Source organism: Streptomyces sp. NPDC043726, from assembly GCF_056436565.1.
Genome location: NZ_JBWKCI010000001.1, coordinates 184,910 through 201,015 on the forward strand (window position 1 = coordinate 184,910; position 16,106 = coordinate 201,015).

Below are 16,106 nucleotides of genomic sequence, written 5' to 3' on the forward strand. Positions count from 1 at the left end.
CCGAACATTGACGGGATTCGGTCCCGTCGCGGACACCCGTGAGCCCCGCACACCGTGGGGATGTGCGGGACCCACCGAACCGGAACCGGCGACCGTGCGGGGTCAGGAGCCGCACGGCCACCGGTCCGGGGCCTTCGGGTGGTGCGCGGGTCTTTGGGTGGTGCGTGGGTCTTCGAGTGGTGCTCTGGTCTTCGAGTGGTGCGCGGGTCGTCAGGTGAGGCGCTGGGCTTCAGGTGACGCGCGGTGCTTCGGGTGATGCGCAGGTCGTCAGGTGAGGCCTGGGCTTCACCTGACGCGCGGTGCTTAGAGTGATGCTCGGGGCTTCAGGTGACGCGCTGGGCTTCAGCTGATGCGCGGGTCTTGGAGTGGTGCTCTGGGCTTCAGGTGCTGCTCTGGGCTTCAAGTGGTGCGGCGGGTGACGAACTCGGCCAGGGCCAGCAGGCCGCCCGCCGCCTCCGGCTCGGGGATCGCTCGGGCCAGTTCCTGCATCGCGCGGGCCATTCGGTCGGCGGCCTGGACCTGCGCCCAGTCCCGTCCGCCCGCCTGTTCCACGGCGAGTGCCGTGCGCGCGGTCTCCTCCTCCGCCGTCATCCCGCCCTTGCCGTACGGCACTTCGTACAGCTCGGCCAGCTCCGCCGCCGCCGGGGTGCCGGAGGTGAGCGCGGCGACGACCGGCAGCGACTTCTTGCGGGCGGCCAGGTCCGCGCCGGCCGGCTTGCCCGTGCGCCGGGGGTCGCCCCATATGCCGATCACGTCGTCGATGAGCTGGAAGGCGAGCCCGGCCTCCCGCCCGAAGGCGTCCATCGCCTCGACGTCCTCCACCGCCGCGCCCGCGTACAGCGCGCCGACGGCGCAGGCGCAGCCCAGCAGTGCCCCCGTCTTGGCCTCGGCCATGGCGAGCGTCTCGTCGAGGCCGATGTCGGCGCAGGGGCGTGTCTCCAGGGCCGTGTCCGCGTGCTGGCCCTCGCACAGTTCGACGACGCACGCCGTGAGCCGGGCGGTGGCCGCGGCGGCCGCGGGATGCGGATCCTCGGCGAGCAGTCGCAGGGCGAGCGCCTGGAGGGCGTCCCCGACGAGGATCGCGTCCGGGTCGCCGAACACGGTCCAGGCGGTGGGCCGGTGCCGCCTGGTGGGGTCCCGGTCCATCACGTCGTCGTGCAGCAACGTGAAGTTGTGGACCAACTCCACCGCCGCCGCGGCCCGTACGGCGGCCCTGCGAGCAGCCGGACCGCCGAGCGCCTCGGCCGCGGTGAGGACGAGCGCGGGGCGGATCGCCTTGCCGGCGCTGCCCGCGGCGGGTGAGCCGTCCGCGTGCTGCCACCCGAAGTGGTACAGCGCGACTCGACGCATGCCGACGGGCAACGAGTCGATGGCGGCGCGCAGTTCGGGGTCGACGGCCCCCCGTGCGCGCTCCAGGATCGCCATCGCCTCCTGCCCGTCGAGCGAACCCGGTCCGGCGTGTGTCTGGGTCCCGATGGGCCTCCGCCTTTCACGCGTCTCGGTCGCTCGCCGCCTCCCCAGGGGGAGTTGCCGCGGCTGAGCCGTGTCCGTCATGAACCCGCCCACGGGGCGCGTACCCCCAGGATGTACCCGCCCCGGAGGGCGGGAACACCGCGTGGCCGGGGGTGGATCACCGCCAGCGCCCGATCTCGACGTTCTCCAGCACGCCGAGGGCGTCCGGCACGAGGACCGCGGCCGAGTAGTAGGCGGTCACCAGGTACTTGATGATCGCCTGTTCGTTGATGCCCATGAACCGCACCGACAGGCTCGGCTCGATCTCGTCGGGGATCCCGGACTGCTGAAGCCCGATGACCCCCTGCTCGGCCTCGCCCGTACGCATGGCGATGATCGAGGTCGTACGGGCGTCGGAGACCGGGATCTTGTTGCACGGGAAGATCGGCACCCCGCGCCAGGTGGGGATCCGGTTACCGGCCATGTCGATGGTCTCGGGGACGAGTCCGCGCTTGTTGAGCTCACGACCGAACGCGGCGATCGCGCGCGGGTGGGCGAGGAACAGCTTGGTGCCGCGGCGCCTGCTGAGCAGCTCGTCCATGTCGTCCGGTCCGGGCACGCCGTCGTGCGGCTGGATCCGCTGGTCGTACTCGCAGTTGTTGAGCAGCCCGAACTCGCGGTTGTTGACGAGCTCGTGCTCCTGGCGCTCCTTGAGCGCCTCGACCGTCAGCCGCAGCTGCTGCTCGGTCTGGTTCATCGGCTGGTTGTAGAGGTCGGCCACGCGCGAGTGGATCCGCAGCACGGTCTGGGCGATGCTCAGTTCGTACTCGCGGGGGCGTGCCTCGTAGTCGACGAAGGTGTGCGGGATGTCCGGCTCGCCGCTGTGGCCGGCGGCGAGGTCGATCTCCTTCTCGCCGTACTTGTTGCCGCGCTGGGCGGGGATCGAGCGCTGCTCCTGGAGATGGTCGCGCAGGGAGTCGGCGCGCTCCGAGACCTGCTCGACGTCCTGGCGGGACAGGACGAGCACCGTGCAGGCGGTGACCGTGCGGACGGTGTACTCCCAGATGGCATCCTCGGCGAGCAGCGCCTGCTCGCCGAGGTAGGCGCCGTCGGCGGCCACACCGAGGGACTCGTCGTCGCCGTAGGGGCCGGTGCCGACCTTCTCCACGCGTCCGTGCGCCAGCAGATAGACCTCGTCGGCGGGGCTGCCGAAGGAGGCGAGCACCTCGCCCGCGGCGAGCTCCCGCTGCTCACAGCGCTGGGCGAGTTCGGCGAGCACGTCCTGGTCCTCGTACGTACGCAGCGCGGGCAGTTCGCCCAGCTCCGCGGGGATGACCTCGACTCGGTCACCGGTCTTGACGAAGGTGATACGGCCGTCCCCGACGGCGTAGCTGAGGCGGCGGTTCACTCGGTATGTGCCACCCTGCACGTTCACCCACGGCAGCATGCGCAGCAGCCAGCGCGAGCTGATCTCCTGCATCTGGGGTGCGGACTTGGTCGTGGTGGCCAGGTTCCGCGCGGCGGCAGTACCGAGGCTCTGCTGCGGCCTGCTCTCGTCAGTGCGGATCTCTTCGCCTACCGACATAAGGAATTGCCCTCCCGGTCATGCACCGGCACCGCTTTTGCGCCGGGCATCGATTCGCACGGCCAAGCCTTCCTCACGGAGCGTGCCGGTGCTATTACACGAAAGAGCGGGAATGGATCACGGAGGGTCTGGGCACATGGGCGTCCCCGGCCCGCCACGCCGATTCCGCTTGTTGGCCGGAACCGCTCGCACGCTGTACGAACGCTCTCGGCGGCTTCACGATGGCCTCGATGAGGGATCGGATCGCGGGTCGGCTGAACTGATCCGACCAGCGGCGACGCCACCTCGACGCCGGGCGACAATGGTTCGGTGACCAGCCTCGACGCCCTCCAGCCCCGGCTTCCCTCGCCGCTCCGGGAGGTCGTCGACGACCGTTTCGCCCGCTCCGGCGTCCGGCTGCTGCTCAAGCGGGACGATCTGATCCATCCGGAGCTCATCGGCAACAAGTGGCGAAAACTTGCCCCCAACCTCACCGCGGCGGCCGGCCGGACCGTCCTCACCTTCGGCGGCGCGTACTCCAACCATCTGCGCGCCACGGCCGCCGCGGGCCGCCTCCTCGGTCTGGAGACCGTCGGTGTGGTCCGCGGTCAGGAACTGGCCGACCGCCCCCTCAACCCCTCCCTCGCCCGCTGCACGGCCGACGGCATGCGCCTGCACTTCATCGACAGGTCGACGTACCGCCGCAAAACCGAACCCGCCACCCTGGCCGCCGTTCTCCGCGCCGCCGGCGCCGAGGACGCCCATGTCGTCCCGGAGGGCGGCAGCAACGCCCTCGCCGTGCGCGGCTGCCAGGACCTCGGCCGGGAGCTGCGCGGCCACGCCGACGTCGTCGCCCTCCCCTGCGGCACCGGCGGCACCCTCGCCGGCCTCGCCGCCGGTCTCGCCCCCGGCCAGCGGGCCCTCGGCATTCCCGTGCTGCGGGGCGGCTTCCTGGCTGACGACATAGAGGCGCTGCAGCGCCGGGCCTTCGGCGGCCCCCGCGGCACCTGGACCCTGGACGACCGCTTCCACTTCGGCGGCTACGCCCGTACCACTCCCGCACTGGAAGCCTTCGCCGAGGACTTCGAGCAGCGGCACGGCGTGCCCGTCGAGCGGCTGTACGTCGCCAAGTTGCTGTACGGACTCGTCGCCCTCGCGGACGAGGGCGCCTTCCCGCGCGGGACGACGATCGCGGCCGTCGTCACCGGCCGCCCGTTCCCGTGAGGCGGCCGACGCCGCTCACGCCGCCTCCCGGAACGCGGCCGCCTCCTCCAGGTCCAGGCGGCGCAGCAGGGTGCGGAGCATCTCGTCGTCGATGTAGCGGCCGTCCCGGAGCTTGACGAACACCTCGCGCTCGGCGCCGATCATTTCGCGGGACAGCCGCCGGTAGGTGTCGTCCACCGTCTCCCCGGTGACCGGGTTGACCTGGCCGAGGCGTTCCCAGACGGCGTTGCGGCGACGTTCCAGGACCGTGCGGAGACGGTCGGCGAGCGGCGCCGGCAGCGCGTTGCGCTCGTCGGACAGGAGGTCGTCCAGGCGACGTTCGGCGGCCCGGGAGGCCTGTGCCTGGGCGTTGGCCTCGGCGAGGGTCTCGGCCTGCACGTCGCGTCCCGGCAGCTTCAGCAAGCGGATCAGCGGCGGCAGGGTGACGCCCTGGACGACGAGGGTCCCGATGACCGTGGTGAAGGTCAGGAAGAGGATCAGATTGCGCTCGGGGAACTCCTCGCCGCCGTGCACGGTGAGCGGGATGGAGAAGGCGATGGCCAGGGAGACCACCCCGCGCATCCCGGCCCAGGAGATGATGAACGGCCCCTTCCAGGTCGGGTTCGGCTCCCGTTCCCTGATCCGCGCCGACAGGATGCGCGGCAGGAACGTCGCCGGATAGACCCACACGAACCGCGAGACGACGACCACCAGGAACACGGCGATCGCGTACCAGGCGGCGCGGCCTCCCTCGTACTCCCCGAGGCCCTTGAGGACCACCGGCAGCTGGAGTCCGATGAGCGCGAAGACCGCCGACTCCAGGACGAAGGCGACCATCTTCCACACGGCCTCTTCCTGGAGGCGGGTCGCGAAATCGACCTCCCACGCGCGGTGTCCCAGCCAGAGCGCGACGACCACGACCGCGAGGACACCGGAGGCGTGCACCTGTTCGGCGACCGCGTAGGCGACGAACGGGATGAGAAGCGACAGCGTGTTCTGCAGCAGCGCCTCCTTGAGATGGGTGCGCAGCCAGTGGATCGGCACCATCAGCAGCAGCCCGATGCCGATGCCGCCGAAGGCCGCGAGCAGGAACTCGCCGATCCCGCCGGCCCAGGTGGCGCCCTCGCCGACGGCCGCCGCGAGGGCCACCCGGTAGGCGGTGATCGCGGTCGCGTCGTTCACCAGGGACTCGCCCTGGAGGATCGTCGTGACCCTCGACGGCAGCCCCACGCGGCGGGCGACGGCCGTGGCGGCGACCGCGTCGGGCGGCGCGACCACCGCGCCCAGCACCAGCGCCGCCGTCAGCGGCAGGCCCGGCACGATCATGTACGCGGCCCAGCCCACCACGAAGGTCGCGAAGAGCACGTACCCGACCGACAGCAGCGCGACGGGCCGCAGTTGCGCGCGCAGGTCGAGATAGGAGCTGTCGGTGGCCGCCGTGTGCAGCAGCGGCGGCAGGATGAGCGGCAGCACGATGTGCGGGTCGAGCGTGTACTCGGGCACGCCGGGCACGTACGACACGGCGAGGCCCGCCGCGACCAGCAGCAGGGGCGCGGGCACCGGGGTGCGTCTCGCGGCCGCGGCGACCGCGGCGCTGCCCGCCACCAACAACAGCAGCGGCATCACGTCCATGGATCTCGCCCGCCCTCACTCATCGCCGTTCGCCCACCCTCGTTTTTCCGCGCGGCCTTCCACGCGGCCGTCGTAACCTGGCAATCATGAAACAGTGCACGCATGCCGACGTGCTGCCGCACCCGGAGCCCGACCCGCTGAGCGAGACGTGTCTGGAGTGCCTGGCGGACGGCGGTCATCCGGTACAGCTTCGGCTGTGCCTCATCTGTGGTCACGTCGGCTGCTGCGACTCATCGCCGGGACGGCACGCGACCGAACATCACAAGGATTCCGGGCATCCGGTGATGCGGACCTTCGAGCCCGGCGAGAGCTGGCGGTGGTGCTTCGTGGATCACGTCCTGGTGTGACCGGCGCCACTGCGGATCCGGACGGTTCGACCGTCTGACGCGTGGGTACGTCAACCCGGCGCGCGCTCTTCCCATTTGGGCCCGCCGAACCCCTAGCCACGGAGCGTATCCGAAGGTTTACTATGAGTGACAGCAGGGGGTTGGGGTCCCGGGGACAGGACAGTTCGGAGCGCGATAGCGTCACCGCTGAACCACTCATCGCGTTACCCCGGGGGGCGACCCTCGGCCCCGTAAAGCTTGTACCACCTTGGAGGTGAGGGTGTCCCAGATCGCAGGCGAGCCCGCGACCCAGGACTTCGTGGAAGTCCGGCTGCCGGCCGCGGGTGCCTACCTGTCGGTGCTGCGTACGGCCACCGCCGGACTCGCGGCCCGTTTGGACTTCACCCTCGACGAGATCGAGGATCTGCGCATCGCGGTGGACGAGGCCTGCGCGATCCTGCTTCAGCAGGCCGTGCCCGGCTCGGTGCTCAGCTGTGTCTTCCGGCTCGTCGACGACTCGCTGGAGGTCACCGTCTCGGCGCCGACCACTGATGGTCACGCACCGTCACGGGACACCTTCGCCTGGACCGTGCTGTCCGCCCTCGCGGGCAAGGTCTCCTCCGCCGTGGACGAGGACAAAACCGTTTCGATCAGCCTCTACAAACAGCGCGGCGCGGGACCCGGGCCGGCGTGAGGAACGGGGACGGGCCGGTGCGGGACGAAGAGCGCGGCACACGGGAGCTGCCGGCCGAGAACGCCGACGAGGCAGTCGCTCCGGGCGGTTCCCGACACTTGGCGGACGGCGTCGACGGGATTCCCGAGCAGGCCAGGCCGCACCCTGAGGACGACGCGGCCTCGGCGCGGGCGGGTTTCCCGGACAGCGCCGCGCAGGGCTCGCCTCGACAGAGGCGGATCGGGGGCACCCCCGGCCGGGCTGAGACAAGGGCTCGACAGAGGGCGACGGGCGGGACGATGAGCGAGCACGAGCGAGACGACGATCAGGCGGTGCCGGCCACGCGGCACGAAGGGCAGGACCGCGAGCCGCAGGACCGCAGCGGGGCGCGCGCCATGTTCGTCGAGCTGCGCAAGCTGCAGGACGGCAGCCCGGAGTACGCGGAGCTGCGCAACCGGCTGGTCCGGATGCACCTGCCGCTCGTCGAGCATCTCGCCCGCCGCTTCCGCAACCGCGGCGAGCCGCTGGACGACCTCACCCAGGTCGCCACCATCGGCCTGATCAAGTCGGTCGACCGCTTCGACCCGGACCGCGGGGTGGAGTTCTCCACGTACGCGACCCCGACGGTCGTCGGCGAGATCAAGCGGCACTTCCGTGACAAGGGCTGGGCGGTGCGCGTCCCGCGCCGGCTCCAGGAGCTGCGCCTGGCGCTGACCACGGCCACGGCGGAGCTGTCCCAGCTGCACGGCCGCTCCCCCACGGTCCACGAGCTCGCCGAGAAGCTGGCCATCTCGGAGGAGGAGGTCCTGGAGGGCCTGGAGTCCGCCAACGCGTACTCCACGCTGTCCCTGGACGTGCCCGACACCGACGACGAGTCGCCGGCCGTGGCGGACACCCTGGGCGCGGAGGACGAGGCGCTGGAGGGCGTCGAGTACCGCGAATCCCTCAAGCCGCTGCTGGAGGATCTGCCGCCGCGCGAGAAGCGCATCCTCCTGCTGCGGTTCTTCGGCAACATGACCCAGTCGCAGATCGCGCAGGAGGTCGGCATCTCGCAGATGCACGTGTCGCGCCTGCTGGCGCGCACCCTGGCCCAGCTGCGGGAGAAGCTGCTCGTCGAGGAGTGACGGCGCCGCGGGACGCTGACGGGCGCCGCGGGACGCTACTTCTGGTCCTGCACGCTGCCGGGCCCCCGGATCCCGAGGGCCCGGGTGGTCTCGGCGTTCACCAGCAGCACCAGCGCGGCGACGGCCACCACCGCGAGGGCGATCCCGGCCGGAATGGCCATGCTGTCGGCCTGGAGCAGGTTGTAGGCCACCGGCAGCGCCATGATCTGAGTGATCACGGCCGGGCCCCGGGACCAGCTGCGCCGGGCGAGCAGTCCGCGGGCGGCGAGCAGCGGCAGCAGCGCGAGCACCACCAGCGTCACCCCGCCGGTGACGGCCTGCTGCCGGTCGTCCGGGTCGCCGGTGAGCCCCAGGACGAGGATCCAGATCCCACCGACCAGCAGGGCGAGCCCCTCCAACGCGGCGAGCCCGGCCGCGTAGGTCAGCCGCCGCGGGCGGGGTCCGGTCTCCGGGGCGGGGTTCTGCTCAGCGCTCACCCCTGAAGGGTAGCCCTCGCCCGGTACGCCCCCACGGGCGCCCGGAGCGCGGCCGGGACACTCGGAGCGCGGCCGGGGCACTCGTGGCGAGTTTCACGCACCGATTCTCATACTGGATCTCTGTTCGGTGTGGGCCCAGTACCCCCCAGTAGGTACTCTGCAGTCCATGCGTGCACTTCTCGTGGTCAATCCGGCGGCAACCACCACAAGCGCACGTACGCGCGATGTCCTGATCCACGCGCTCGCCAGTGAGATGAAGCTGGAGGCGGTCACCACCGAGTACCGCGGCCACGCGCGCGACCTCGGCCGGCAGGCGGCGGACAGCGCGGACATCGACCTGGTGGTGGCCCTCGGCGGCGACGGCACGGTCAACGAGGTGGTCAACGGTCTGCTGCACGCGGGCCCCGACCCCGAGCGGCTGCCGCGCCTCGCGGTGGTCCCCGGTGGCTCCACCAATGTCTTCGCCCGCGCCCTGGGTCTGCCCAATGACGCGGTCGAGGCGACCGGCGCCCTGCTGGACGCGCTGCGCGAGGGCAGTGAGCGGACGGTCGGCATGGGCATCGCCGCGGGCACGCCGGGGACCGAGGACGAAGGGGTGCCGGCGAGATGGTTCACCTTCTGCGCCGGGCTCGGCTTCGACGCGGGTGTCGTCGGCCGGGTCGAACAGCAGCGCGAGCGGGGCAAGAGGTCCACACACGCCCTCTACATGCGCCAGGCCCTGCGCCAGTTCCTCCAGGAGCCCAATCGCCGACACGGCACGATCACGCTGGAGCGGCCGGGCGCCGAACCGGTGACCGATTTGGTGCTTTCCATAGTCTGCAACACCGCTCCATGGACGTATCTGGGCAATCGCCCGGTGTACGCGTCGCCTAAGGCCTCGTTCGATACGGGCCTCGACGTACTCGGCCTCAGCCGTATGTCCACGGTGTCGGTTGCCCGGTATGCGACCCAGTTGCTCACTTCGTCCCCCGAGCGGGGCCCCCACGGCAAGCACGCCACCTCGCTGCACGACCTTGACCAGTTCACCTTGCATTCGAAGGCCCCGCTGCCCCTCCAGATGGACGGTGACCACCTGGGGCTGCGCACGAGCGTGACGTTCACAGGCGTACGCCGTGCACTGCGTGTGATTGTGTGAGCAGAAGGGGCTAAAGTCCTTTCACTCGAACGTTTAGACCAGGGTCCACCCCATGGAAGTACGGCTGTGACCTAGTCGACACCGAGGAATCAAAAAAAACTTTCCGGAAGGGGTTGTATCCGCCGCTGAGGTTTGCGAGTCTCTACGTGGCGATCGGGACAGCCCGCAACACCGGCTCCACAGATCACCGGAACCCCTCTTCAAAACCCAGGACCACGCCAGGGAAACCTGACGGTCGGCCCTTCACTTGTTGAGGGATTCGTGAAAGCGTTCACATTCACAAGCAACCTGCATGTCATACAAGGAGAGGTAGCAGCCATGGACTGGCGTCACAACGCCGTTTGCCGCGAGGAAGACCCCGAGCTCTTCTTCCCCATCGGCAACACCGGTCCTGCGCTGCTGCAGATCGAGGAAGCCAAGGCCGTCTGCCGTCGCTGCCCGGTTATGGAGCAGTGCCTGCAGTGGGCGCTCGAGTCCGGTCAGGACTCCGGCGTCTGGGGTGGTCTCAGCGAGGACGAGCGTCGCGCGATGAAGCGCCGTGCCGCCCGCAACCGGGCCCGTCAGGCCTCCGCCTGACACACCCACCCCGCTTGAGCTTGGCGGCGCGTACAGCGAGTACGCATCTCCCGCCCCCGAGCCGCAGCGCGCAGTACCCCCGATGCGCATAGCAACGAGCTTTAGCCCCGGACCACTCGATGGTCCGGGGCTCATTGCTTTACTTCTGCGCCCGCACCGGAATGTCGAGGACGACCTGCGTCCCGCGCTCCGGCGCCGGGACCATGTCGAACGTGCCGCCCAACTCCCCTTCCACCAGGGTCCGTACGATCTGCAGACCCAGATTTCCGGCGGTGTGCGGGTCGAATCCCTCGGGCAGTCCTACGCCGTCGTCCTGGACGGTGACCAGGAGACGGGCCTCCTTGGTGGTGCCGCCACGGACCGCGGAGACCTCGACCGTGCCGGTCTCGCCCTGCCGGAAGCCGTGCTCCAGGGCGTTCTGGAGCACCTCGGTCAGCACCATCGAGAGCGGGGTGGCGACCTCGGCGTCGAGGATGCCGAACCGGCCCGTGCGCCGGCCGGTGACCTTGCCGGGTGAGATCTCGGCGACCATCGCCAGCACCCGGTCGGCGATCTCGTCGAACTCCACGCGCTCGTCGAGGTTCTGGGAGAGCGTCTCGTGCACGATCGCGATCGAGCCGACCCGGCGCACTGCCTCCTCCAAGGCCTCCCGGCCGCGGTCCGACTCGATGCGCCGGGCTTGGAGGCGCAGCAGGGCGGCGACCGTCTGGAGGTTGTTCTTCACCCGGTGGTGGATCTCCCGGATGGTGGCGTCCTTGGTGATCAACTCGCGTTCCCGGCGGCGCAGTTCGGTGACGTCCCGGAGCAGGACGAGCGAACCGATGCGCGTGCCCTTGGGCTTGAGCGGGATCGCCCGGAACTGGATGACCCCGTCGTCCGACTCGATCTCGAACTCCCGGGGCGCCCAGCCGCTGGCCACCTTGGCGAGCGCCTCGTCCACCGGCCCGTGGGTCGGGGCGAGTTCGGCGGTGGTCTTGCCCAGGTGGTGGCCGACGAGGTCGGCGGCGAGGCCGAGCCGGTGGTAGGCGGACAGGGCGTTCGGGGAGGCGTACTGGACGGTGCCGTCCGCGTCGAGGCGGATCAGTCCGTCGCCGACGCGCGGCGAGGCGTCCATGTCGACCTGCTGGTTCGCGAACGGGAAGGAGCCGGCCGCGATCATCTGCGCGAGGTCCGAGGCGCTTTGCAGATACGTCAGTTCGAGCCGGCTCGGGGTGCGCACGGTCAGCAGGTTGGTGTTGCGCGCGATGACTCCGAGGACGCGTCCGTCCCGTCGTACCGGAATCGACTCGACCCGGACCGGGACCTCCTCGCGCCACTCCGGGTCGCCCTCGCGCACGATGCGGCCCTCGTCGAGCGCGGCGTCCAGCATCGGGCGGCGGCCGCGCGGGACGAGGTGGCCGACCATGTCGTCCTGGTAGGAGGTGGGGCCGGTGTTGGGGCGCATCTGGGCCACCGACACATAGCGGGTGCCGTCCCGGGTGGGGACCCACAGAACGAGGTCGGCGAAGGAGAGGTCGGAGAGCAGCTGCCACTCCGAGACCAGCAGATGGAGCCACTCGAGGTCGGACTCGTCGAGGGCGGTGTGCTGGTGGACCAGCTCGTTCATGGAGGGCACGTGTGTGAGCGTACCTGGGGGTATGTGGGTGACCTAAATACACCTGCGGTGGCCCGGAAACACCCGCGGGCCGCGGCGCCTGGGAGGGACCCTCAACCCTCCCGGCACCGCAGCCCGGAGCAATATCGGCCGTGGGGTGTGCGGTCCCGGTCGGCCGAAGGATGAGGAGCCGGGGCAGTCAGGGCAGAGAGCCTCGGTTCCTCGGTCCGCCCTCCTGTGCGGGGAAGGCGGAAGTCTGGCGTCCTCGTAGCACATGGACTTGCAGCACCATTGTGGACTAGACCACTCGGTGTGTCCATGTGCGGTGAGGTGTTTGTTCAGCACGCAGCCTAACCCGCGCGGGTTCCCGCGCGGGGCCAGATGGACAGGGCAATTTCGGCGAGCGCCTCCAGCTCCGCGCGGCTCGCGCCGTCGCGCGCCTGTTGGGACATGCCGTGGACGATGGCGCCGGTGTGCCGGGCGAGTGCGCCGGCGTCGGTGTCGGCGGGGAGTTCACCTGCGGCGATGTCCGCGCGGATCCGGCTCTCGACGGCGGCGATGGTGGCATTGCGCCGGTCCCGCAGCGCTTCCCCCACCTCTGGGCTGGTGCAGTTGGTGGCCGCGTGGGCGTAGAGGCAGCCGGGCGGGCGGCCGGGGGCGGTGTACCGGACGGCGGCCTCGCGCAGGATGCGCTCCACGGCCGAGCGCGCGGTGGGCTCCTCGGCCAGGGCGCGGTCACCGAAGGCCGCGTAGCGCTTGCCGTACGCGTCCACGGCCTCGTCGAACAGGGCCCGCTTGTCGCCGAAGGCCGCGTACAGGCTCGGGGCGCCGATGCCCATGATCCGGGTGAGGTCGGAGACGGACGTGGCCTCGTAGCCGTGCTCCCAGAAGGCCATGATCGCCTTCTCCAGCGCGGTCTCCCGGTCGAAGGAGCGGGGACGGCCACGACGTGCGGCGGCGGGGCGCTGCGCTGCGGTCCCCGGATCCTCGGTGCTCACCATGGAGTGCATTTTATAGCGAGCACTAGAGAAACTTCCCGGCGTTGTTGTACGTTCTTTCTGTAGCGCTCGATAAACAAATGCGGGGGTGTGGCATGGGTGTGCTCACGGGCAGGACGGCGCTGGTCACGGGGGCGAGCAGGGGGATCGGACGGGCGGTGGCCGAGCGGCTGGCGCGGGACGGGGCGCGGGTCGCCGTGCACTGGGGCAGCAGCGAGGCGGCGGCGGAGGACACGGTCGCGGGGATCGAGGCGGCGGGCGGGAGCGCCTTCGCCGTCCGGGCCGAGCTGGGGGTGCCGGGCGACGCGCGGACCCTCTGGGAGGCCTTCGACCGGCAGGCGGACGGGGTGGACATCCTGGTCAACAACGCGGGCGCGGCCACCTTCGCGACCATCGGGGAGACCGACGAGGAGCTCTACGACCGCGCGCACGCGCTCAACGCCAAGGCACCGTTCTTCATCGTCCGGCAGGGGCTCGGCCGACTGCGCGACCACGGCCGGATCATCAACGTCACGGCGGCCACGGACGCCGGTATACCCGGCATCGCCGCCACGCACATGGCCAAGGGCGCGGTCACGGCGCTGACCCGTTCCCTCGCCGTCGAGCTGGCGCCGCGCGGGATCACCGCCAACTCCGTCGCGCCCGGGTTCATCGACACCGACCTCACCAGCGCGGTCCTGGCAGATCCGGGAATCCGGGCGCACGCCGAGGCGCTCTCCGTGTTCGGCCGGGTGGGGACGGCGGCCGAGGTCGCCGACGTGGTGGCCTTCCTCGCCTCCCCCGACTCCCGCTGGGTGACCGGGCAGCACGTGGACGCGACGGGGGGCTCGCTGCTGAGCCTTCAGTAGGTCCTCGTCCGGCGTGGATCCCGGCGTCGGTGCGGGTTTCCGCGTCGGCTTCGGCGACGGTTCCGGCCCCGTGTTCGCCTGGGAGCGCGAGCCCTCCTCTGTTAGATTGGTCTAAACCACATAGCCCCTTCGGGAACCGGTTGAGTCCCCTCTTCAGATCGGCAGGCCCAGCGTGGAAGTTGTCATCGTTCCGGACGCCCAGGCGGGCGGCGAGCTCATCGCCGAGGCCATGGCACAGCTCCTGCGGCGCAGGCCCGACGCCGTGCTCGGCGTGGCCACCGGCTCGACCCCGCTGCCCATCTACGAGGCGCTGGCCGCCAAGGTGCGCTCCGGTGCCGTGGACGCCTCACGGGCGCGGATCGCCCAGCTCGACGAGTACGTGGGGCTGCCGACCGAGCACCCGGAGTCGTACCGCTCGGTGCTGCGGCGCGAGGTGCTGGAGCCGCTCGGGATCGGGATGGACGCGTTCATGGGGCCGGACGGCACGGCCGAGGACGTCCAGGCGGCCTGCGAGGCGTACGACACGGCGCTGGCGGAGGCCGGGGGCGTGGACCTCCAGCTGCTCGGGATCGGCACGGACGGGCACATCGGGTTCAACGAGCCCTGTTCCTCCCTCGCGTCCCGTACGCGGATCAAGACGCTGACCGAGCAGACCCGGGTGGACAACGCGCGCTTCTTCGACGGGGACATCGCGCAGGTGCCGCACCACGTGATCACTCAGGGGATCGGCACCATTCTGGAGGCCCGGCATCTGGTGCTCCTCGCCACCGGCGAGGGGAAGGCCGACGCGGTCGCGGCGACCGTCGAGGGGCCCGTCGCGGCGGTGTGTCCGGCGTCGGCGTTGCAGTTGCATCCGCATGCGACGGTCGTCGTGGACGAGGCGGCGGCTTCCAAGCTGAAGCTCGCGGACTACTTCCGGCACACCTACGCCAACAAGCCCGCCTGGCAGGGGATCTAGCCCTCCGAGCCGCACGAGGCGCCGGTCCCCCGCCTGGGACCGGCGCCTTCGTCGTCGTACGTCCTACTTCCCGGCGATGACCTCCGCCGCCGCCCTGCCGCAGACCCTTGCCGCTCCGTGGGTCGCTATGTGGAGGGCGCCTCGGGGGGCGGACTGCGGGACGCCCATCTCGACCACGATGGTGTCGGGGCGTTCCGACAGGACGGTGTCCAGGGTCTTCGCCATCCACTCGTGGCGGTGCTCGTCGCGGACCACCACCACGATGCGGCGGGTGCCTGCCGCGTCCAGGGCGGCCCGGGCCGCGGATTCGTCGGTCCAGGTGGCCGATTGGGTGCCGGGGAGCAGTTCCGCCAGTTCGGCCGCCACGCCCCAGGGGGTCTCGTCGCCCACCGCGATGTTCGCGACCGGGGTGAGGGCTGCGACGTAAGGGGGCTCGGTCAGCGGGGTGTGGGCCTCGGTCGCCGTCACCCGCAGGGCTCGGCGCGCCGCCACCAGGCCGATGTCCGAGGGCGCCGTGTCCTGCGCCGGGGTCGCGCTCACCGTCCAGCGGGCCAGGGCGCGCACGCGTTCGGCGGCGTCCGCGAGGCGCTCCTCGGCGAGTTCGCCGGTGCGGACCGCGGTGATCAGGGCGTCGCGCAGGCGCCGTACCGTCTGCTCGTCGTTCAGGCCGCCGCCCACGCAGATCGCGTCCGCGCCCGCCGCGAGGGCCAGGACGCTGCCGCGTTCGATGCCGTAGGTGGCGGCGATGGCCTGCATCTCCATGCCGTCGGTGACGATGAGGCCGTCGTAGCCGAGTTCGCCGCGCAGCAGGTCGCTGAGGATCGGGCGGGAGAGCGTGGCCGGGCGGGTGGCGTCCAGGGCCGGGACCAGGATGTGTGCCGTCATGATCGCGCGGGAGCCGGCGGCGATCGCCGCGCGGAACGGGGCCAGTTCGCGCTCGGCGAGCACCTCGCGGCCCACCTCGATCCGCGGCATCGCCTCGTGCGAGTCGATCGCGGTGTCGCCGTGGCCGGGGAAGTGCTTGGTGCAGGCCGCCACGCCCGCGGCCTGGAGGCCGGTGACGTAGGCGGCCGTGTGCCGCGCGGCCAGGTCGGTGTCGGCGCCGAACGAGCGGACGCCGATGACCGGGTTGGCCGGGTTGGAGTTGACGTCGGCCGACGGGGCCCAGTTGAAGTTGACCCCGCAGGCGGCGAGCCGGCGGCCGAGTTCCCGGGCGACCTCACGGGTGAGGTCGACGTCGTCGACGGCACCGAGGGCGTGGTTGCCCGGGAAGGAGGAGCCGGTGCGCACCTCCATGCGCGTGACGTCGCCGCCCTCCTCGTCGATCGCGACGAGCACGTCCTCGCGCTCGGCGCGCAACTGCGCGGTCAGCGCGGCGACCTGCTCGGGGCCGGCGATGTTGCGGCCGAACAGGCCGACGGAGGCGAGGCCCTCGCCGATCCGGCGCAGCAGCCAGTCGGGGGCGGTGGTGCCGGCGAAGCCGGGCTGGAGGACGGTCAGCGCGTTCCGCGTCAGGGTGTCGCTGGCGAATGTCGTCATCGGTGAGC

At 71.1% G+C, this 16,106-nt stretch carries 15 protein-coding genes; 8 read left to right on the forward strand and 7 right to left on the reverse strand.

The window, feature by feature from the left end; translation table 11 throughout:
- Positions 1-399: 399 nt before the first annotated feature.
- Together AC068Z_RS00860 and AC068Z_RS00865 are read right to left on the reverse strand one after the other, a co-directional pair.
- Positions 400-1,566, reverse strand: coding sequence for a family 2 encapsulin nanocompartment cargo protein polyprenyl transferase (locus AC068Z_RS00860; RefSeq protein WP_478551023.1), 1,167 nt, complete (start codon positions 1,564-1,566; stop codon positions 400-402).
- A gap of 64 nt (positions 1,567-1,630) precedes the next feature.
- A complete protein-coding gene (locus AC068Z_RS00865) occupies positions 1,631-3,037 on the reverse strand; it encodes a family 2B encapsulin nanocompartment shell protein (RefSeq protein ID WP_478551025.1) in 1,407 nt (468 codons plus the stop codon).
- Positions 3,038-3,346: 309 nt separating this feature from the next.
- On the opposite strand from AC068Z_RS00865, the gene AC068Z_RS00870 reads away from it, so the two are divergent.
- Positions 3,347-4,240: a 1-aminocyclopropane-1-carboxylate deaminase/D-cysteine desulfhydrase gene (locus AC068Z_RS00870; protein ID WP_478551027.1), complete on the forward strand. Its 894-nt coding sequence runs from the start codon at positions 3,347-3,349 to the stop codon at positions 4,238-4,240.
- Between the two features lie 15 nt (positions 4,241-4,255).
- On the opposite strand, the gene AC068Z_RS00875 is transcribed toward AC068Z_RS00870, so the two are convergent.
- The gene (locus AC068Z_RS00875) at positions 4,256-5,851 is read right to left on the reverse strand and encodes a Na+/H+ antiporter (protein WP_478551028.1); all 1,596 of its coding nucleotides are present in this window, start codon (positions 5,849-5,851) and stop codon (positions 4,256-4,258) included.
- Between the two features lie 86 nt (positions 5,852-5,937).
- Here AC068Z_RS00875 and AC068Z_RS00880 point away from each other — a divergent pair, with 86 nt between their 5' ends.
- The 3 genes from AC068Z_RS00880 to AC068Z_RS00890 all read left to right on the forward strand — a co-directional run bounded on the left by AC068Z_RS00880 (position 5,938) and on the right by AC068Z_RS00890 (position 7,974).
- Positions 5,938-6,198, forward strand: a complete 261-nt coding sequence (locus tag AC068Z_RS00880; RefSeq protein ID WP_478551030.1) for a UBP-type zinc finger domain-containing protein — start codon at positions 5,938-5,940, stop codon at positions 6,196-6,198.
- 259 nt (positions 6,199-6,457) lie between these two features.
- Positions 6,458-6,871, forward strand: coding sequence for an ATP-binding protein (locus AC068Z_RS00885; RefSeq protein WP_004925829.1), 414 nt, complete (start codon positions 6,458-6,460; stop codon positions 6,869-6,871).
- 17 nt (positions 6,872-6,888) lie between these two features.
- Entirely contained in the window at positions 6,889-7,974 is a 1,086-nt protein-coding gene (locus AC068Z_RS00890) for an RNA polymerase sigma factor SigF (RefSeq protein WP_478551031.1), read from the forward strand.
- A 35-nt stretch (positions 7,975-8,009) separates the two neighbouring features.
- On the opposite strand, the gene AC068Z_RS00895 is transcribed toward AC068Z_RS00890, so the two are convergent.
- Positions 8,010-8,450 (reverse strand): hypothetical protein, encoded by a 441-nt coding sequence (locus tag AC068Z_RS00895; protein ID WP_478551033.1) that lies wholly within the window; start codon positions 8,448-8,450, stop codon positions 8,010-8,012.
- Between the two features lie 166 nt (positions 8,451-8,616).
- Between AC068Z_RS00895 and AC068Z_RS00900 the strand changes: the two genes are divergently transcribed.
- Complete coding sequence (locus AC068Z_RS00900; RefSeq protein ID WP_478551035.1) at positions 8,617-9,585, forward strand: diacylglycerol/lipid kinase family protein; 969 nt, start codon at positions 8,617-8,619, stop codon at positions 9,583-9,585.
- A gap of 318 nt (positions 9,586-9,903) precedes the next feature.
- Complete coding sequence (locus AC068Z_RS00905; RefSeq protein ID WP_016639615.1) at positions 9,904-10,161, forward strand: WhiB family transcriptional regulator; 258 nt, start codon at positions 9,904-9,906, stop codon at positions 10,159-10,161.
- 139 nt (positions 10,162-10,300) lie between these two features.
- Here the strand turns inward: AC068Z_RS00905 and AC068Z_RS00910 are convergent, their stop codons facing one another.
- Both AC068Z_RS00910 and AC068Z_RS00915 read right to left on the reverse strand, forming a co-directional pair.
- Positions 10,301-11,767 carry a sensor histidine kinase gene (locus AC068Z_RS00910; protein ID WP_451720366.1) on the reverse strand — a complete coding sequence of 489 codons (1,467 nt, stop codon included), beginning with the start codon at positions 11,765-11,767 and terminating at the stop codon, positions 10,301-10,303.
- Between the two features lie 338 nt (positions 11,768-12,105).
- On the reverse strand, positions 12,106-12,756 hold the full coding sequence (locus AC068Z_RS00915; RefSeq protein ID WP_478551037.1) for a TetR/AcrR family transcriptional regulator: 651 nt from the start codon (positions 12,754-12,756) through the stop codon (positions 12,106-12,108).
- Positions 12,757-12,848: 92 nt separating this feature from the next.
- Between AC068Z_RS00915 and AC068Z_RS00920 the strand changes: the two genes are divergently transcribed.
- A complete protein-coding gene (locus AC068Z_RS00920) occupies positions 12,849-13,601 on the forward strand; it encodes an SDR family oxidoreductase (RefSeq protein WP_478551039.1) in 753 nt (250 codons plus the stop codon).
- A 172-nt stretch (positions 13,602-13,773) separates the two neighbouring features.
- Positions 13,774-14,559 (forward strand): glucosamine-6-phosphate deaminase, encoded by a 786-nt coding sequence (gene nagB / locus AC068Z_RS00925; RefSeq protein WP_478551041.1) that lies wholly within the window; start codon positions 13,774-13,776, stop codon positions 14,557-14,559.
- A gap of 63 nt (positions 14,560-14,622) precedes the next feature.
- On the opposite strand, the gene AC068Z_RS00930 is transcribed toward nagB, so the two are convergent.
- Positions 14,623-16,098, reverse strand: coding sequence for a glycoside hydrolase family 3 protein (locus tag AC068Z_RS00930; RefSeq protein ID WP_478551042.1), 1,476 nt, complete (start codon positions 16,096-16,098; stop codon positions 14,623-14,625).
- Positions 16,099-16,106: the final 8 nt, after the last annotated feature.